Annotated in this window: 25 protein-coding genes and 1 tRNA gene; 14 read left to right on the plus strand and 12 right to left on the minus strand. The window is 67.0% G+C overall.

The window, feature by feature from the left end:
- Nucleotides 1–184: 184 nt before the first annotated feature.
- On the minus strand, nt 185–766 hold the full coding sequence (locus HWD99_RS04370) for a hypothetical protein (RefSeq protein ID WP_241795023.1): 582 nt from the start codon (nt 764–766) through the stop codon (nt 185–187).
- 57 nt (nt 767–823) lie between these two features.
- On the opposite strand from HWD99_RS04370, the gene HWD99_RS04375 reads away from it, so the two are divergent.
- The 7 genes from HWD99_RS04375 to HWD99_RS04405 all read left to right on the plus strand — a co-directional run bounded on the left by HWD99_RS04375 (nt 824) and on the right by HWD99_RS04405 (nt 3,931).
- Entirely contained in the window at nt 824–997 is a 174-nt protein-coding gene (locus tag HWD99_RS04375) for a hypothetical protein (RefSeq protein ID WP_241795024.1), read from the plus strand.
- 2 nt (nt 998–999) lie between these two features.
- Nucleotides 1,000–1,416, plus strand: a complete 417-nt coding sequence (locus HWD99_RS04380; protein WP_241795025.1) for a hypothetical protein — start codon at nt 1,000–1,002, stop codon at nt 1,414–1,416.
- 13 nt (nt 1,417–1,429) lie between these two features.
- Nucleotides 1,430–1,792 carry a hypothetical protein gene (locus tag HWD99_RS04385; protein WP_241795026.1) on the plus strand — a complete coding sequence of 121 codons (363 nt, stop codon included), beginning with the start codon at nt 1,430–1,432 and terminating at the stop codon, nt 1,790–1,792.
- Nucleotides 1,793–2,008: 216 nt separating this feature from the next.
- Nucleotides 2,009–2,203, plus strand: a complete 195-nt coding sequence (locus tag HWD99_RS04390; RefSeq protein ID WP_241795027.1) for a hypothetical protein — start codon at nt 2,009–2,011, stop codon at nt 2,201–2,203.
- The gene (locus HWD99_RS04395; protein ID WP_241795028.1) at nt 2,196–2,597 is read left to right on the plus strand and encodes a hypothetical protein; all 402 of its coding nucleotides are present in this window, start codon (nt 2,196–2,198) and stop codon (nt 2,595–2,597) included. Before HWD99_RS04390 ends, HWD99_RS04395 begins: the two co-directional genes overlap by 8 nt.
- A 9-nt stretch (nt 2,598–2,606) precedes the next feature.
- Nucleotides 2,607–2,945 carry a hypothetical protein gene (locus HWD99_RS04400; protein WP_241795029.1) on the plus strand — a complete coding sequence of 113 codons (339 nt, stop codon included), beginning with the start codon at nt 2,607–2,609 and terminating at the stop codon, nt 2,943–2,945.
- A gap of 95 nt (nt 2,946–3,040) precedes the next feature.
- The gene (locus HWD99_RS04405; RefSeq protein ID WP_241795030.1) at nt 3,041–3,931 is read left to right on the plus strand and encodes a hypothetical protein; all 891 of its coding nucleotides are present in this window, start codon (nt 3,041–3,043) and stop codon (nt 3,929–3,931) included.
- A 70-nt stretch (nt 3,932–4,001) separates the two neighbouring features.
- On the opposite strand, the gene HWD99_RS04410 is transcribed toward HWD99_RS04405, so the two are convergent.
- The gene (locus HWD99_RS04410; RefSeq protein ID WP_241795031.1) at nt 4,002–4,310 is read right to left on the minus strand and encodes a hypothetical protein; all 309 of its coding nucleotides are present in this window, start codon (nt 4,308–4,310) and stop codon (nt 4,002–4,004) included.
- 37 nt (nt 4,311–4,347) lie between these two features.
- Complete coding sequence (locus tag HWD99_RS04415; protein WP_241795032.1) at nt 4,348–4,542, minus strand: hypothetical protein; 195 nt, start codon at nt 4,540–4,542, stop codon at nt 4,348–4,350.
- Here HWD99_RS04415 and HWD99_RS18755 point away from each other — a divergent pair.
- Entirely contained in the window at nt 4,541–4,837 is a 297-nt protein-coding gene (locus HWD99_RS18755; RefSeq protein ID WP_374205448.1) for a DUF3263 domain-containing protein, read from the plus strand. The genes HWD99_RS04415 and HWD99_RS18755 overlap by 2 nt on opposite strands.
- Nucleotides 4,838–5,012: 175 nt before the next feature.
- Here HWD99_RS18755 and HWD99_RS04420 read toward each other — a convergent pair whose 3' ends face one another.
- Nucleotides 5,013–5,525, minus strand: coding sequence for a hypothetical protein (locus HWD99_RS04420; RefSeq protein WP_241795033.1), 513 nt, complete (start codon nt 5,523–5,525; stop codon nt 5,013–5,015).
- 118 nt (nt 5,526–5,643) lie between these two features.
- On the opposite strand from HWD99_RS04420, the gene HWD99_RS04425 reads away from it, so the two are divergent.
- Nucleotides 5,644–5,937, plus strand: a complete 294-nt coding sequence (locus HWD99_RS04425) for a hypothetical protein (RefSeq protein WP_241795034.1) — start codon at nt 5,644–5,646, stop codon at nt 5,935–5,937.
- Nucleotides 5,938–6,028: 91 nt separating this feature from the next.
- On the opposite strand, the gene HWD99_RS04430 is transcribed toward HWD99_RS04425, so the two are convergent.
- Genes HWD99_RS04430 through HWD99_RS04440 form a run of 3 tightly spaced genes read right to left on the minus strand, consistent with a single transcriptional unit; the run spans nt 6,029 to nt 8,320 of the window.
- Nucleotides 6,029–6,889, minus strand: a complete 861-nt coding sequence (locus HWD99_RS04430; protein ID WP_241795035.1) for a transposase — start codon at nt 6,887–6,889, stop codon at nt 6,029–6,031.
- Between the two features lie 42 nt (nt 6,890–6,931).
- A complete protein-coding gene (locus tag HWD99_RS04435) occupies nt 6,932–7,504 on the minus strand; it encodes a hypothetical protein (RefSeq protein WP_241795036.1) in 573 nt (190 codons plus the stop codon).
- Between the two features lie 18 nt (nt 7,505–7,522).
- Nucleotides 7,523–8,320 (minus strand): inositol monophosphatase family protein, encoded by a 798-nt coding sequence (locus tag HWD99_RS04440; protein WP_241795037.1) that lies wholly within the window; start codon nt 8,318–8,320, stop codon nt 7,523–7,525.
- A gap of 147 nt (nt 8,321–8,467) precedes the next feature.
- On the opposite strand from HWD99_RS04440, the gene HWD99_RS04445 reads away from it, so the two are divergent.
- Nucleotides 8,468–8,540: transfer RNA gene (locus HWD99_RS04445), tRNA-Lys, on the plus strand.
- A 100-nt stretch (nt 8,541–8,640) separates the two neighbouring features.
- On the plus strand, nt 8,641–9,051 hold the full coding sequence (locus HWD99_RS04450; protein ID WP_241795038.1) for a protease inhibitor I42 family protein: 411 nt from the start codon (nt 8,641–8,643) through the stop codon (nt 9,049–9,051).
- 6 nt (nt 9,052–9,057) lie between these two features.
- Here HWD99_RS04450 and HWD99_RS04455 read toward each other — a convergent pair whose 3' ends face one another.
- Genes HWD99_RS04455 through HWD99_RS04470 form a run of 4 tightly spaced genes read right to left on the minus strand, consistent with a single transcriptional unit; the run spans nt 9,058 to nt 12,085 of the window.
- Nucleotides 9,058–9,531, minus strand: coding sequence for a YbaK/EbsC family protein (locus tag HWD99_RS04455; protein WP_241795039.1), 474 nt, complete (start codon nt 9,529–9,531; stop codon nt 9,058–9,060).
- A 51-nt stretch (nt 9,532–9,582) separates the two neighbouring features.
- Nucleotides 9,583–10,809: an MFS transporter gene (locus tag HWD99_RS04460; protein ID WP_241795040.1), complete on the minus strand. Its 1,227-nt coding sequence runs from the start codon at nt 10,807–10,809 to the stop codon at nt 9,583–9,585.
- Nucleotides 10,806–11,243, minus strand: coding sequence for a MarR family winged helix-turn-helix transcriptional regulator (locus HWD99_RS04465; protein ID WP_241795041.1), 438 nt, complete (start codon nt 11,241–11,243; stop codon nt 10,806–10,808). Before HWD99_RS04465 ends, HWD99_RS04460 begins: the two co-directional genes overlap by 4 nt.
- 53 nt (nt 11,244–11,296) lie before the next feature.
- The gene (locus HWD99_RS04470; RefSeq protein ID WP_241795042.1) at nt 11,297–12,085 is read right to left on the minus strand and encodes an IclR family transcriptional regulator; all 789 of its coding nucleotides are present in this window, start codon (nt 12,083–12,085) and stop codon (nt 11,297–11,299) included.
- 104 nt (nt 12,086–12,189) lie between these two features.
- Here HWD99_RS04470 and HWD99_RS04475 point away from each other — a divergent pair, with 104 nt between their 5' ends.
- The 3 genes from HWD99_RS04475 to HWD99_RS04485 are packed head-to-tail and all read left to right on the plus strand — an operon-like array spanning nt 12,190 to nt 14,832.
- Nucleotides 12,190–12,963: a CoA transferase subunit A gene (locus HWD99_RS04475; protein ID WP_241795043.1), complete on the plus strand. Its 774-nt coding sequence runs from the start codon at nt 12,190–12,192 to the stop codon at nt 12,961–12,963.
- Between the two features lies 1 nt (nt 12,964).
- Complete coding sequence (locus HWD99_RS04480) at nt 12,965–13,633, plus strand: CoA transferase subunit B (RefSeq protein WP_241795044.1); 669 nt, start codon at nt 12,965–12,967, stop codon at nt 13,631–13,633.
- On the plus strand, nt 13,630–14,832 hold the full coding sequence (locus HWD99_RS04485; protein WP_241795045.1) for an acetyl-CoA C-acetyltransferase: 1,203 nt from the start codon (nt 13,630–13,632) through the stop codon (nt 14,830–14,832). Before HWD99_RS04480 ends, HWD99_RS04485 begins: the two co-directional genes overlap by 4 nt.
- A 15-nt stretch (nt 14,833–14,847) precedes the next feature.
- Here HWD99_RS04485 and HWD99_RS04490 read toward each other — a convergent pair whose 3' ends face one another.
- A complete protein-coding gene (locus HWD99_RS04490) occupies nt 14,848–15,126 on the minus strand; it encodes a hypothetical protein (protein WP_241795046.1) in 279 nt (92 codons plus the stop codon).
- Between the last annotated feature and the right edge of the window lie 147 nt (nt 15,127–15,273).

Below are 15,273 nucleotides of genomic sequence, written 5' to 3' on the forward strand. Positions count from 1 at the left end.
GTGTGTGCTCGGCCTCGTCATCGCCGGGCCGGCGAACCCGCAGCAGTCTCGGCGATGCCGGAATCCGACCCCGCAAGGAATCCCTGAAGAGATGCTCCCGCGTGAGCTTCGCTACCTGCCCGCAGAACGCGCACGCGCGACGCGACCCATCATCCGACATGCCCCCACCGTAGGGGGTGCGCGCTCAGGAGGAGTACTTCTCTGCTCGTGCAGCGACCTCCATCACCATGACGTATAGGTCTCGCAGCGACACCTTGACGTTGAGTACTGCGATCTCCGCGGTCTCAGGGTCGATGCGTCTCAGGGTCATGTACGGCTTGTCCTCGTAGCCGTTGTGGAGATAGTGCTCGGGGAAGATGTTGTGGTCCGCAATCGGGGCGCCGGGGCTGCTGAGGAAGAAGCTGTCGAGTCGTTCGTCGAAGTGCTCGATCGAATCGCGAACGGCACGATTCTTCAGACGCGGATCCGGTTTCAACAGCTCCCGCATCCTCAGCCCTCGAGCCTTAGTGAACTGAATGTGTTCGGGTGTCCAGTCCCGCTTGTTCACCGGTGGCCAGAACACCTTCGAGATCTGTGCGACGGCCGAAAGCATCATCTGCGCGTACGCGAAACATGCCATGTGGTCGCGCGGACTCTCTGGTGGCTTCCTCATCTCCTCTGTGAGAGCTACCCATGCCATCCAGGTGAATTCTCCCTGAGTGACAACCTCCCGGCAGTAAGTGCCCAAGGCGCGCGGATCTTCGCCGAGTGAGTAGTCCAGATGCACGCTGCCGAATCTATCCGATCCGCGACACGCGACTCTTCACACGAAAGGAAAGGCCCCGTGACAGATGCTCAACCTCCTGGCCATGACCAGGTCCGCGCGATCTTGACCGCTGAGGGTGTGCCGCCTCGCATCACGCTCGACATTGGCGGCAGCGACGATCTGAGCGGCGACGGCCTTGTGAACGTCCGTCTCGGCGACGACGGTCACGAGCTCGTGTTCGAGGACGCCTGACCGTGGCATTCACATACACGGGCGAGATGGTCGACCTCGGCTTCGGGCGCGGCTGGCTGAGCCGCCCTGCCGCCGCATCGATCCGCCGCATCGACCGGCAGACCGGGCACCCGCTGCAGATCACCGAAGCCGGTCGCACCTGGGGTCGCCAGAACGAGCACTGGCAGAAGTACCTCCGCGACGGCTGGCCGATCGCCCTGAACCCGAACACCCCATCTGAGCGCCAGAAGGGCCTCTCGATCGACTCCGACGAGGCCCAGCGCATCATGGCGATCCTCGAGGACCACGGCTGGCGCCGCACCGTCTACCGGTGGGTCAACGGCAAACGGACCCTGGTCGAGCCCTGGCTCTTTCGAGTACTTCCTGCACCTCGACAACCACCGCCACGACCCCGACCCCACCGCACCACCTGTCCCTGAGGAGGACGAAGACATGAAGATCATCCGATGGGCCGCGAACGGGGCCTGCTGGCTCATGACGGACGAGTCCACCGACTACATCGCAACCGGCCCCGCGCTCGCCGCGCTCGAGAGAATCTTCGGCCCGGCGAAGACCGTCGAGAACGACGCACTCACTGCGGTCGTCGCATCGCTGAAGGTTCCGTGGGCCGCGATGGAGTCGACGTTCCGCAGCCAGGCGTTCGACAACGAGTCCCGCTTCGGCAAGGGCACGTCCTGGACGCGGACCATGGCGAAGGCGCAGCGAGAGACGCTCGCCGATGCCGGTCTCGCGAGGTCGATCACCGACCTGCAGAAGGCGATCGGCAACGCCAAGACGGCAGTGCCGGTCAGCTGATGCGCGGCCGACTGCGTCGGTGGGGCGGCGAGCCGATCGTGATCCCTCGAGGGGCGATGGTGACGAAGTACATCTTCACCACGCTCCTCGGGGTCGCGGTCGCGATCGCCACCGCACCGACGCTGGATCAGGTCACCTCCGCGTCGTGCTCGTCGTTCTGTGCGCTCGGCATGGTGCCGACCGGAACGCTCGCGACGATCGGCTCGACACGGAAAAATGTGGTGGCGGATCGAGTTCAGCGGCGCCATGTGCGTCGTCGCGCTACTCGCCGTCTACGCCTTCGCCCCGATCGTGCTGATCCTCGGAGGCGACGTTGAGCGGCTCGCGTACTCGGTGATCGCCCTCGGCTTCATGGTCTTCCTGACGACGAGGATCGTGACCCTCATCCGGCGCGGGGACTCCGATGGTTGAACTGATCTTCCAGTACGTCCTTCCCGGAGCGATCGTCTCGCTCCTCGGCAGATGGTTTCTGCTCGCGGGTAAGCGCCGAGACAGGGGCGCATCTGAGGCAGCCGCCGAGGCCGCTCGACACGAGAAGCAGTTTCCCGGCTGGCAGGAGCTCGTCGACGAGAACCGACGACTCCGAGCCGACCTGACCGCCACCGACGAGAAGCTCTCCGCCATCGAGAAGCAACTGTCCGATGTGCGGAAGGAAGACACCCGCAAGATGCAGGCCGTCGCCCGCATTCTCCGAGCACTGTTCGACCAGTGGCCCGGGGGAGATACCCCCAACCTCGGCCCCGCAGACATCGCGGAGATCGAAGACACCATTCCGCCCGAGTGGGTTCGCCGACGCGCTGTCTGACAAGGAGAAATGATGGATATCGCAATCCCAGTCGCGCCGCTCGGCGTGCTCACCCTGCTCGGCTTCTTCGCCCCGTACGTGGTCGCCGCGCTGAACGGTGCCCTGCCTTTTGTGAAGAAGTCGTGGCAGAAGAAGGCCGTCTCGATCGTCGTCTCCCTGGTACTCGCCGCGCTCGTGGTCGTGTTGTACTACGCGATCACGAAGGAGCCGATCACCGACTGGTGGCTCTTTGCGCTCCTCGCGATCGTCATCGTGAACGCGTCCTATGCGCTGGTCACCCGCGACTCGGCTCCCGCAGTCGAGCGCGCCGCTGAACCGCCCGTCATCGTCGCCCACGAGAACCACTGAGCGCCGCGACACCTGCTCATTAGACCCCACCTAGCCTTCGGGCCGGGTGGGGTCATTCGTCGTTGCAGCGCGGTCAGGCGGATATGGTGTGTCGCGTGGCGAAGGTAGGCGGAGAGCAACTCACCAGAGACGAATTGCGGGAAGGCGTGGCCAGCCTGAGCCGGCGACTTCACCGGCACCTGTCTGCCTGGGAGGCGGGCGATCAAGACGCCATGTTCGACGTGGCTGCAGTCACGCGGACGTTGCTCGCGAACGGCCGCGGCGACAAAGCGGTACAGCGCCTCTGTTCACAGGAGAAGCTCGACGCGCCGCGAGTCAAAGTGAAGTACCCGGCGCCCACGCAACGCGACGTGGCCTTCGCCTTTGGTGGGTTCCCCGTCGACGAATCCGCTCTCTTCCCGCGCTCCGACTGGATCGGTACCCTCGACCCCGGGTATGGAGGGGAAGAATCCTCGTTCCCGGACCCGATTGGCTGGGATTCGGACGTTTCCTTTTCACTGTTCGAGTGGCTTCAAACGCGCTTCTTCACGATCTCGCTGACCGATCAGCCTTATCGCCAAGTTACGTGGGAGAAGCTTGTCATCCAGTACGGGAACGCGTACGGGTCACACCTTGGCGGTGAGCATCCCGATGAGATCTCTCAAACTCGTCTCTTCTCAGGCCATGGGAGGACGTTGAGTGAGCACGGGCTGTGGTTGGCGGCCGCCGTGGCTTCAAACTCCCTGGCTGAACTCCTGCCGAAGATCGGTGAGAAAGGACCCCCCAAGCGCAGTTACGATCACCCTGTCGCATCCATTCGCGGCTTGTCCGTACACAATGTAGCGGGGATGGTCTACCAGAAGTTCGCCGTGTCTTTCGGGCCGTCTCTCGGCAAAGTCGAACTGCTGAAGTCGCCCCTGATGGGTAAGACCTTGGAGGTCTCCGCTGAGAGAGCGGTCAGCTCTAATGGACGGGTCGATTCGCGCGCATTCGGTTCCTTCATATAACGCGGGGCGGCTGCCGATGCCCTATGGAAAGCCTGAGAACACGGACGACGATTGATAGCTGTCTATCTGTCTAAGCGTGGCGGATTCCTAGCGCCGGCGTCGTGTGGCCCTTCAACGATCGACGGCGGGAGCCCTCTGCGATCCGAGGCTCAAGGCCGGGGAGCTCGCGCAGCCCCTCGCACAGCGTGTGCACGTAGTCGTCGTCGAAGAATCCGACCCAGATGCCGACCGACTCGGTCAGGATGTCGATACGATCGCCGGCGGCCGCACGCAGCCCCTCTATGACGGGCGCCGGGTCCTGCGTGTATCGGTTCCGGGAGCAGATCGCATCGAGTTGGATGCTGAGCATCGTGTCGGGGGAGAGTCCTCGAGATGGCATGACCGGATGTCCTTCCTCCGGCCGAGTGAGTCCGAGTCTAGGACTGACCGCCGACGTCCGTGCCCCGCGGCTTAGTCGGGATGAATGCGCGAACAACGAGCCACAGGACGACGCCGACGAGCGCTGCGCCGAGGAGCGCCATGACGGCCGCCGCGGTTCCGCCGGTGATCATCCAGACCACCACGGCGAAGGCGAGAGCGAGGACCGCGTACACGGCGAGGAAGATGCGCATGCCGACCACGATCCCACACGCCGCGCGACGGCGGAAATGTCGGTGGCCGGCGGCAAGATCGGCGACCGTGACGCCTGAAGAACTCCTCGAGTTCGAATCCCAGTGGCCGCCGCACACGCCCGACAAGGGCGAGGCGATCAGACGAAGACTCCGAGTCTCACCGCCCCGCTACTACCAGCTGCTGATCCGTGCCGCCTCGTCGCTCGACGGGATCCGCGCTCACCCGATCACGGCACGGGAGGTCAGAGATCGCTCTGAGAAGCACGCCGCGCGACGAGGGAGGCGCGCAGCGTAACCGCGTGCCCACATTTTGCCCACAGATCGCCCCATCGGGCACGTGCGGATGCCATCGCTTGCTGCCGCTTGTTCCGCACGTTTCTGCGGAAGTGATGTGCTCGTGCGGCACGGGGCATAGTTCGATTCCCCCCAGCTCCACCAGGTCGCTGTCACAAGCAATGAGGCCCGCCTCCCTAGTCAGCGCTAGGGAGGCGGGCCTTTTGTGCGTCGTAGACGATTCGACAATCGGTGATCCCCGCCGACACCCTGCCCACGTCCGCGGCTGTCGCACGTTCGTCGAGCCGATTCTCGAGGTCATCGACGTCGTCATCGCGACGGTGGTCCAGAGGTACGTAGAAAGAGAGGTGATCGGTCGGTGCGAACGACCACGTCGTCGCGTGGTCGAAGCTGACCTGAACCTCATCAGCGTGATGACGGATGCCTTCGATGCGCCCCAGGACGGTCTCGCGCCCGAGATCGTCGTGCGTGAGGGCGCCCGCTCTTCGGGGTGTGGAGCTGCGATTCGGGGAGCTCTCCGGCACCGGCGGAGCGCAGCGGGTGCAGCGACTGTACGGCCCGATCTTGCCGATCTCATCGCGTCGAACTCTCACGGCGGTGGAGGAATCCGTATCGTGATCGAGTTCGGTGCACCCCTCCACATGGATCATGCCTGACCTGGACTGGATCAGCATCACCACATGATTCATGTCCAAATGCTGACACATTCGCGGTCTTTTCGCTAGCTAGGCGAGTCGTCTGCTTAGCGAGAGAAAAGAGGTCTCGCAGGCACGCTCCGCGTCGCGCCCGTCCGCGTAGGCTGACCCAATGGGTTCCCTCGAATACAACAGTTCGCGTCCGGCTATCGTCATCGAAGACGGCACCTTGGCGCACCTCAAGATCGTCATAGCGACGAAGCTTCGGCGAAACGAGAGCTTCATGATGACATGGCTGTCGAAGCCGGAGTCTTCGGCGGGACGGATGTCGATCTGGGTCCACCCGAGCATCCCCCTCGTCATCGAGTTCGATGATCCTCAGCCGACGTCGATCGACCCGAATCGCGTCACCGAGATGATGGAGCAGCTGAACGCGCGCGGAGAGCTCCTTCTCGATCAGCTCTGAACAGCCTCGCCGGGGGCCGTGCGAGGCTCATCGGTGACAGACGCGACTTCCGAGGCGTCTCGGTTCCCGGACCACTTGCGTCGGCCCGACATCAGTCGAGGAGGCCGACGGCGCTCTCTGCACGGTTCAGCACGTCGTCTGCCGCAGCCAGCTGCTCCGAGGCCTCCTGCTGCTCCTTCTCTGAGAGCTCGACGGCGTCGCGGGTGAGCTCCTGCTCGCGTCTCACGGCCGCGAGCTCCTTCTCGAGCGACGCAGCACGGGATGACAGCGCTTCGGCGGTGCGCGTGATCTCGCGGAGCTCGCGACTCGCCGCCGCTGCTCGCGCTGCGGACCGATCGTGGGCCTGCTGGGCGTCTCGCAGCAGGCGTTCGGCTTCGCGACGTCGGCGCCGGGCGTCGAGCTCGTCGACAGGCTTCTCCTGGCGTGCGGGCGCCCCGGGAGCTCCGCCTCCCACGATCGACTCCATCGCGTCCGAGAAGGCGCCGCGCGGTTCGAGAGCGCGTACGAGTCGACCGGACGAGACGGCGGCGGCGGCATCCGCATCGAAGAACGCTGCTGAGAGGGTCTGCTGCACCGCTTCCCTCGTCGCAGTCGTCACCCGCTCGCCCCGAGCCTCGGCGAGCTCCGCGGCAGCAGCGGCCAGGCGGACGGTGAGTGCCCGTCGATCTCGGCCGAGTCGGCTGAGGGCGCTGGCATCCAGGTCGTCCTGAGCCTCTCGCAGCTGCTCGGCCAGCTCGAGGGCCTCGGCGAGCTGCTCCCGTCTCTCCGACGCGAAGATGTTCACGACCCACGCCGCGACGGACGGCTTGCGGAGCTCTCTGATCTGCGCGGCGAGGGCAGGGTCGCGTGCTGCCGTCGCGCCGGCACGGGCGTTCCGCGCGGTGATGAACTCGTCGAGGGCGCCCGTGTACAGTTCGGACGCGATCTCCACGAGCGAGGCCCCTCGAGTCATGCCTGCGACACTACCGTCGCCTGCCTCGCACGGCGCGGCTGCTCAACCCGCCCAGTCGATCAGGATGAGTCCCTCACGAGTGTCGGCGAACTTCACCCAGCCGTCGCCGAACAGATAGGTCATGCCGTATCCGGCGTCGTCGGTGCCCATCGAGAACTGAGGGTCTTCAGTGATGTAGATGCCGTCAGGGCCGTCCTCACGCGTCCATCCCTGCGCCAGCAGAGACGACTGCGCGCGAGTCGCGTCCTCGAGAGTGATCGCGGACCAGCCGTACAGCTGACCGTGGTCGGACGGCACCGAGTAGTCCGCCCAGAAGCACAGCAGCCCGTCGGACATGGTGACGTCGCCGATCACGAACTCCTCCTCCTGCTCGGCCGTCCAGCCCACCTCTGTGAGTGCGTCGACGGTCCCCTCCGAGATCATCGTCTCGCACGTCGGGACCGCGGGCGTGGCAGCCGGCGTCGGCGTCGTCGCCGGCTGCGTCGACACGGACGCAGACGGTTCCGGTGCCTCGGGGGAGGGCGTTGCCGATTCGGGCGCCGCGGCGGAGCATCCGGCCATCACGACCGCGAGGAGCAGAGCGCCGAGGGCGGCGGATGTGATGCGGGGAGTCATCGGGGGCCTTCGCGAAGATCAGTCGTGCAGGAGCTCGAGGAAGGCATCGTGAAGAATGCCGTTGCTGGCGAGTGTCGACAGGTCGGAGATCGTCTCGGCGCCGTCGAAGCCGGTCATGCGTCCTCCGGCCTCGCGCACGATCGGCACGGCGGCGGCGATGTCGTACTCCTTGACGCCGAACTCGGCGACCATGTCGAGGCGCCCCTCTGCCAGGAGCATGTATGCGTAGATGTCGCCGTACGCTCGATCCCGCCAGACGCGCTCGGCGAGAGTCAGCAGCTGCGGCAGGCGGCCGGCGTCGGCCCACTGCGTGATGCTCTGGAAGCTGACACTGGCGTCGTCCAGAGAGGACACGGACGATGTGCGCAGGCGCCGAGGCTCGTCCGGCGTCGCCGTCCAGGCTCCGGACCCCGTCGAGGCCCACCAGCGCCGCCCGAGCGCGGGCATGCTGACGACGCCCACCTGCGGCACGCCGTCGACGGCGAGGGCGATCATCGTGCCCCACAGCGGAACTCCGCGCAGGAAGTTCGCGGTGCCGTCGATCGGGTCGATGATCCACTGCCGTTCCGTGCTGCCTTCCGTGCCGAACTCCTCGCCGAAGATCCCGTCGCCCGGTCGCTCGGCCGCGAGGATCTCGCGGATCGCCCGCTCGGTGGCGAGATCGGCGTCGGTGACGTGCGATCGATCGGCCTTGGTGGAGATCTGCAGATCGGCGCTGTCGAAACGTGACAGCGACTGCGCATCGGCGGCATCTGCGAGCCGGAGCGCCAGATCGAGGTCCACGGACAGATCGGCGGTGCGAGGGGGTGAGGTCACATCCTCAGGATAACCGCCCGGAACCGGCCGACCGAGGACCGCGGAAACCGAGCGACACGCGCGGCGCGCACGGAGAGCTCGCCCCGATTTCGTCTCGGCGTGATCGGCTGGTAATGTAATTCCTCGGCCGGGGAATTCCCGGGCCACGCACCTCTAGCTCAATCGGCAGAGCAACTGACTCTTAATCAGTGGGTTCTCGGTTCAAGTCCGAGGGGGTGCACGGATCAGCCCTGATGACTCTCGCCAGTCATCGGGGCTTTTCTGCATCTGTCCACATGTCCTCGCCTGCGCTAGCGTGATGCCAACGCTCGGGGGTGGCGATGCACGATGTACGGACGGCGACAGTGACGGTCCTGGTGGCGACGACGCTCGGGCTGGGCCTGATGGGGTGCGCCGCGACTGTCGAGAAGCGCGTGGACTACACGACGTCCTCGGTGTCTCTCGCGCCAGGCGAGGCGCTGATCGTGGAGTTCGGCGAGGTCAACGCGTCAGTCGGAGAGGCCTGGGTGCTCACGCGCGAGCCGGATCCGATGGTCCTCGACGAGGGCGACGAGCGGAATCGCTACCTCGGCGAGGAGGGCGAGACGGGCGCGCCGAGCGAGATGACCTACCGCTTCGCGGCGATCGGGGGCGGAACGACCGTGGTGCGGTTCGACTATCAGTTCCGGGGTTCGGTCCCCGACGATCCTCAGGATCGCAGGTCGGCGGAGATCACGGTCACTGTGAAGTGACCCCGCTCAGGCGACGGCGATAACCGTTCCGTGCGTCAGCTCCTGCAACGAGGCGAACGTCAGCGGCATGACGGTGTGGGGGTGTCCCGCGGCTGCCCAGATCTGTTCGTGGGAGCGCAGAGCCTCGTCGATGTAGGTGCGGATCGGCGCAGGGTGCCCGACGGGTGCGACGCCTCCGATCGCCTGGCCGGTGGTTTCACGGACGAGGGCCGCCGGTGCCATGGTCACCTCACGCGCTCCGATGCCGAGCGCCAGCGCGGTGGGGTCGGCGCGGTGTCCGCCGCTCGTCATGATGAGCACGGGGGAGCCGTCGGCGACGAAGATCAGGCTGTTCGCGATCGCCGCCACCTCGCATCCGATCGCGGCGGCGGCTTCGGCGGCAGTGCGCGCCGACTCGGGGAGAACCCTGATCTCGGTGTGGATCCCCGCCGCGTCGAGGTGCTGCTGCACGAGTCTGCTGCGTTCGGGGAGGGCGGTCATGGCCCCACCGTATCGAACGCGAGCAGGCTCGTGCGGCACTGCACGAGCTGATCAGCCCGCATCGCCCAGCAGGATCGCCTCGGCATCCTCGACCGTCGCATCGTCGGGCTCATCGTCGATGTGCGCGAGCGTCGAGCGGCCGAGGAAGATCACGAGCGCGGCGACGAGAACGGCCACGGCTGCGACGAAGTACGGGATCGTCGCGCTGAACGCGTGCCAGAGGGCCGCGGCGAGAGGCGGAGCGACGGCGCCGCCGAGGAACCGCACTGACGAGTAGGCCGACGAGGCGACGGAGCGCGGGAGGTCGGTCGCCTCCATCACCGCTTCGGTGAGCACGGTGTTCATGATGCCGAGAAGGAGTCCTCCGATCACGATGCAGGTCACCAGGGCCGCGGCCGACTCGACGAGCAGACCGGCGACGACGAGATCGATCGCGAGCAGGGGGAGGACCAGCAGGATCACCCGGGTGCGCGGCATCCGGCGCATCAGCAGGGGAGCGACCCAGACGCTCGTCACCGCGAGTGCGACGCCCCATCCGAAGAACGTGAAGCCGATGCCCATCGCCCCGAAGCCGAGGGGGAACGGCGAGAACGCCAGCAGGATGAAGAAGCCGATGTTGTAGAAGAACGCAGCGACGGCGAGGATCGCCAGGGCGGGGCGTCCGAGCGCCTTGAACGGGGCGGAGAACGGCACGGGGGTGCGGGGGCCCTCCGGCCCGCGCAGCAGCACGAGCACGGCGAGGAAGGCGATCGCCATCAGCACGACGACGCCGAAGAATGGGGCGCGCCAGCTCTGCTCGCCCAGGATGCCGCCGAGCAGCGGTCCGATGGCGATGCCGAGCCCGAGCGCGGCCTCGTAGAGGATGATGGCGGCGGCGCTGCCTCCGGATGCCGCGCCCACGATGGTGGCCAGCGCGGTCGAGATGAAGAGGGCGTTGCCGAGTCCCCATCCGGCGCGGAAGCCGATGACGGCGTCGACACTGCCGCTGAGCGCGCACAGCAGTGCGAACAGCACGATCAGCGCGAGTCCGATCAGCAGCGTCTTCTTGGCCCCGATGCGACTCGAGATCCAGCTCGTCACGAGCATCGCGAGGCCTGTGACGGCGAGGTAGCTCGTGAACAGCAGCTCGGTCTCGAACGGGCTCGCCTGCAGAGACTCCGCGATGGCGGGCAGGATCGGATCGACGAGACCGATCCCCATGAAGGCGACGACGCAGGCGAACGCGACCGCCCACACCTGTGCGGGCTGCTTCCATATGGATGTGGTGGTGCGGGTCACCGGTGTGCTCCTGTCGATTCGATGGCGGTGTGCGCGGCGAGGATCTCGGCGGCGCGCGTGAGGGTGTTCCAGTCGTCGTCGTCGAGGCCGGCGAAACGGGGCGCGAGCGTGTCGCGGAACTCGGTCCGCCAGTCCGCCAGGGCACTGGAGCCTTCGGCGGTGATCTCGACGGCGATCGCTCGGGAGTCTTCGGGCACAGGCGACCTCAGCACGAGGCCGTCGCGCTCGAGAGTGCCGATGAGCCTCGTCATTCCGGGCTGGGTGGTCCGGGCCGCGGCAGCGAGCTCGCCGACCCGCTTCGGACCTGACTGCTCGAGGAGGTTCAGGATCCGCCATTGTGCGGCCGGTGCGTCGTTCCCCGCGTCCTGAGCGGCGATGCGCCCCAGTGCGTATCCGGAGAGCACGAGCGACGGGATCACGTCGATTCGGTTCATACCATAAAGTATATACCTGCTGGTATGTAATGGGTATCGCCCGCAGTGATCCGCTAGCGCCGTGCCCCGGCGATGCGCGCGGACAGCTGGTGCGCGTGTGCGAGCAGCGTGCGGCCGAGCTCCGGAAGGCGATCCGGTCCGAAGCGGAATCCGACGCCCGTCAGACTCAGTGCCCACTCCGGACGGCCGGCTCGATCGAAGACCGCCGCGCCGAGGCCCCAGCTGCCCTCGACGATCAGCCCCGGATTCACCGCATACCCCCGCTCCTTCGTCTCGGAGAGGCGCGAGCGCAGTGGGCGGACGGCGTGGGGGCTGCCCCAGCGCTGTTCCAGCTCGGGATGGCGCTCGAGGTAGGCGTCCACATCGTGGTCAGGCAGGAAGGCGAGGATCGCGAGGCCGGCGCTCGCCACGCCGAGCGGGAAGCGGACTCCCTCGCTCAGCACGAACGATCGGATGGGGAACGCGCCCTCTTCCCGGACGAGGCACACGGTCTCGTCGGCGCGCCGCACGGACAGGAACGCGCTCTCCTCGGTCTTCACCGCGAGCGACCGCACGATGTCACGAGCGAGCGCCGTCACGTCATAGCGAGCCGCAGCCACGGTTCCCATCAAGAAGAGCTCCGGCCCGGGCATCCAGTGCGACGACCCCTCGTCGCGGTCGACGAGTCCCTCCACCCGCAGGGCGGAGAGGAGCCGGTGCGCGGTCGAGCGGGTGAGCCCGGATTCGCGAGCGAGCTCGTGCAGGGCGGCGCCGTCGGAGCCGCTCTGCGTGACGAGGCGCAACAGGGCCGCCGCGCGGGAGATCGCCTGGGTGCCCGGGACGCTGCGGGACGGATGTTCCATGATGTGGACGCTACAGAGCGATCGAACCACATCGCAAGAGGGCGCTCGCGCGAGACCTCGCGGAGGCGGATGCTTGACGCAGGTACGTCTTCGAAGGAGCACGCGTGATCGACAAGCAGAGGCCCTCGGCGGCGGACGCCGTGGCAGACATCTCGGACGGATCGTCCCTCGCGGTCGGGGGGTTCGGGCTGTCCGGAAATCCGATCGCGCTGATCGAGGCGATCCTGGCGCAGGGGACGACCGATCTCCGCATCGTGAGCAACAACTGCGGGGTCGACGACTGGGGGCTCGGAGTGCTCCTCGGTGCGCGTCGCATCCGCAAGATGACATCGTCGTATGTGGGCGAGAACAAGGAGTTCGAGCGTCAGTTCCTGTCCGGTGAGTTGGAGTTGGAGCTCACCCCGCAGGGCACACTGGCCGAGAAGCTGCGCGCGGGCGGTTCCGGCATCGCCGCGTTCTACACACAGACGGGAGTCGGCACCCAGGTCGCCGAGGGCGGACTGCCGCGCCGATATCGCCCCGACGGCACGGTGGCGGCGGCATCACCCGTAAAGGACGTCCGGACCTTCGATGTGGAGGGCACGCCCCGCGACTACGTGCTGGAAGAGGCGATCACCACCGACTTCGCGCTCGTTCATGCGCTGGCAGGCGATCGTCACGGCAATCTGATCTTCAACAAGGCGGCGCGCAACTTCAATCCGTTGGCCGCGATGGCAGGGCGAGTCTGCATCGCCCAGGTCGAGCAGCTCGTGGAGCCGGGCGACCTCGACCCCGATCGCATCCACCTGCCCGGTGTGTACGTGCATCGGATCGTCGAGGTCGGAGCCGACATCCCCAAGCGCATCGAACGGCGCACGGTCGCCGCGGAAGGAGCCTGAGATGGCGCTCACTCGCGATCAGATGGCGGCTCGCGCCGCCGCCGAGCTGCAGGACGGCTCGTACGTCAACCTCGGCATCGGGCTGCCGACGCTCGTGCCCAACCACGTTCCGGACGGCGTCATGGTCGTGCTGCAGTCGGAGAACGGCATCCTGGGCGTCGGTCCGTACCCTCGCGAGAAGGCGGTGGATCCCGACCTCATCAACGCCGGCAAGGAGACCGTCACGGTGCTGCCGGGTGCGGCCTTCTTCGACTCGGCACTGAGCTTCGGCATGATCCGGGCGGGGAAGATCGATGCTGCGATCCTCGGAGCCATGCAGGTGTCGGCCGGCGGAGATCTCGCGAACTGGATGATCCCCGGGAAGATGGTCAAGGGACCGGGCGGCGCGATGGATCTCGTGCACGGCGCGGCGCGAGTCATCGTGCTCATGGAGCACGTCGCGAAGGACGGATCGCCGAAGATCGTGCGGGAGTGCTCTCTGCCGCTCACGGGGCGACGGGTGGTGGACCGCATCATCACGGACCTCGCGGTGATCGATGTCACCGACGCGGGCCTGGTGCTGGTCGAAACCACACCCGGCGTGTCGGTGGAGCAGGTGGTCGCAGCGACCGAGCCACCCCTGATCGTGGATCAGGTCGTGAACAGTGACAGAGGGAGAACCACGGAATGACCGACACCACGCATACTGACGCCGACGACATCGTCATTGTCGCTGCGGCGCGCACGCCGCAGGGACGACTCAAAGGTCAGCTGGCGGGCTTCACAGCGCCCCAGCTCGGTTCGCTCGCGATCCGCGGCGCGCGAGAGCAGGCGGGTGTCGACGGTTCGGACGTGGACGCCGTGATCATGGGGCAGGTCCTCGCCGCCGGGTCGGGCCAGAACGCCGCACGCCAGGCATCCATCGGTGCAGGGATCGGGTGGGACGTCCCCGCGCACTCGGTCAACAAGGTGTGTCTGTCGGGCCTCACAGCCATCATCGACGCCGCGCGCATGATCCGCACCGGCGACGCGCAGGTCGTGGTGGCCGGCGGCATGGAGTCGATGACCCGCGCGCCGCACCTGCTGATGGGGTCACGGGACGGCTGGACGTACGGCAGCACCGAGGTGCTCGACCACATGGCGTACGACGGTCTGACCGACGCCTATGACCGCGAGAGCATGGGCGCGTCGACGGAGCGCCACAACGCCCGGTACGAGCTGACCCGCGAAGCGCAGGACGAGGTCGCGGCGCTCTCCCATCAACGAGCCGCCGCAGCGCAGGCGCAGGGAGTCTTCGACGATGAGATCGTCGCCGTCGCGGTCCCGCAGCGACGCGGGGAGCCGATCCTCGTGACAGCCGACGAAGGCATCCGTCCCGACACCACCGTCGAGTCGCTGAGCGGCCTGCGAGCAGCGTTCGCGGAAGGGGGATCGATCACCGCGGGCAACTCGTCGCAGATCTCCGACGGCGCATCGGCTGTGATCGTGACCACGCGCGCCAGGGCCGAGGCGTCGGGCTGGCCCGTACTCGTGGCGGTCGGCGCGAGCGGGCAGACGGCAGGACCGGACAACTCCCTGCAGGCGCAGCCGGCGCGCGCGATCGAGCGGGCCTGCGCGAAGCAGGGGATCTTCCCGGCAGATCTCGATCTCGTCGAGATCAACGAGGCGTTCGGTGCGGTGGTGTCACGGTCTCAGGTCGAGCTCGGCATCTCGAGCGACGTCGTCAACATCCATGGCGGCGGTATCGCGATCGGTCACCCCATCGGCGCCTCGGGCGCGCGCCTCGTGGTGCACGTCGCGCACGAACTCGCCCGCCGAGGCTCCGGTATCGCAGCGGTCGGCCTCTGCGGTGGTGGGGGTCAGGGCGAAGCGCTCATCCTCACACGCTGATCTCCGCCAGGGGCGTCAGCGCTTCGAGGGCGTGAAGTCGCGAGGATTCTTCTTCGCTTCCTTCTCGAACGCCTTCTGCTGCTTCGCGTACACGGGGGAGTCCGGGGAGACCGGGCGTCCCTGTCGTGCGCGACGCGTGTCGACCACCGCGCCGATCGCCAGGGCCAGGCTGATGGCCCAGCTCACCCACGCGAGGGCCGAGCGCCACGTGATCTTCGTCTCGCGGGAGCCGCGGAGCAGGGTGAACCCGGTCATGATCGCGCCGATGAGTCCGGTACCCGAGAGGTAATTCATACCTTCACGCTACCCTCACCCGCATGCGCAGCGCCGAGCCTTGACAGCGGATGCGCCGTCTGCCACGCCTCGGCGACGGTGCCCAGCACGCTCGCAGACGACTGCGATAGCATCGTCGGGTCGCGGTTCGTCCGCGTCCGCAACCCG

This window comes from Microbacterium sp. C5A9 (assembly GCF_022627955.1).
Lineage (GTDB): Bacteria > Actinomycetota > Actinomycetes > Actinomycetales > Microbacteriaceae > Microbacterium.

Bases quoted from the DNA above. Each gene is read 5' to 3' on its own strand.
- HWD99_RS04385 (WP_241795026.1), top strand. From the start codon at position 1,430: ATGAAGATCATCCGATGGGCCGCGAACGGGGCCTGCTGGCTCATGACG.
- HWD99_RS04390 (WP_241795027.1), top strand. From the start codon at position 2,009: ATGTGGTGGCGGATCGAGTTCAGCGGCGCCATGTGCGTCGTCGCGCTA.
- HWD99_RS04395 (WP_241795028.1), top strand. From the start codon at position 2,196: ATGGTTGAACTGATCTTCCAGTACGTCCTTCCCGGAGCGATCGTCTCG.
- HWD99_RS04400 (WP_241795029.1), top strand. From the start codon at position 2,607: ATGATGGATATCGCAATCCCAGTCGCGCCGCTCGGCGTGCTCACCCTG.
- HWD99_RS04410 (WP_241795031.1), bottom strand. From the start codon at position 4,310: ATGCCATCTCGAGGACTCTCCCCCGACACGATGCTCAGCATCCAACTC.
- HWD99_RS18755 (WP_374205448.1), top strand. From the start codon at position 4,541: ATGCCGACCACGATCCCACACGCCGCGCGACGGCGGAAATGTCGGTGG.
- HWD99_RS04415 (WP_241795032.1), bottom strand. From the start codon at position 4,542: ATGCGCATCTTCCTCGCCGTGTACGCGGTCCTCGCTCTCGCCTTCGCC.
- HWD99_RS04420 (WP_241795033.1), bottom strand. From the start codon at position 5,525: ATGAATCATGTGGTGATGCTGATCCAGTCCAGGTCAGGCATGATCCAT.
- HWD99_RS04425 (WP_241795034.1), top strand. From the start codon at position 5,644: ATGGGTTCCCTCGAATACAACAGTTCGCGTCCGGCTATCGTCATCGAA.
- HWD99_RS04430 (WP_241795035.1), bottom strand. From the start codon at position 6,889: ATGACTCGAGGGGCCTCGCTCGTGGAGATCGCGTCCGAACTGTACACG.
- HWD99_RS04435 (WP_241795036.1), bottom strand. From the start codon at position 7,504: ATGACTCCCCGCATCACATCCGCCGCCCTCGGCGCTCTGCTCCTCGCG.
- HWD99_RS04450 (WP_241795038.1), top strand. From the start codon at position 8,641: ATGCACGATGTACGGACGGCGACAGTGACGGTCCTGGTGGCGACGACG.
- HWD99_RS04455 (WP_241795039.1), bottom strand. From the start codon at position 9,531: ATGACCGCCCTCCCCGAACGCAGCAGACTCGTGCAGCAGCACCTCGAC.
- HWD99_RS04465 (WP_241795041.1), bottom strand. From the start codon at position 11,243: ATGAACCGAATCGACGTGATCCCGTCGCTCGTGCTCTCCGGATACGCA.
- HWD99_RS04470 (WP_241795042.1), bottom strand. From the start codon at position 12,085: ATGGAACATCCGTCCCGCAGCGTCCCGGGCACCCAGGCGATCTCCCGC.
- HWD99_RS04480 (WP_241795044.1), top strand. From the start codon at position 12,965: ATGGCGCTCACTCGCGATCAGATGGCGGCTCGCGCCGCCGCCGAGCTG.
- HWD99_RS04485 (WP_241795045.1), top strand. From the start codon at position 13,630: ATGACCGACACCACGCATACTGACGCCGACGACATCGTCATTGTCGCT.
- HWD99_RS04490 (WP_241795046.1), bottom strand. From the start codon at position 15,126: ATGAATTACCTCTCGGGTACCGGACTCATCGGCGCGATCATGACCGGG.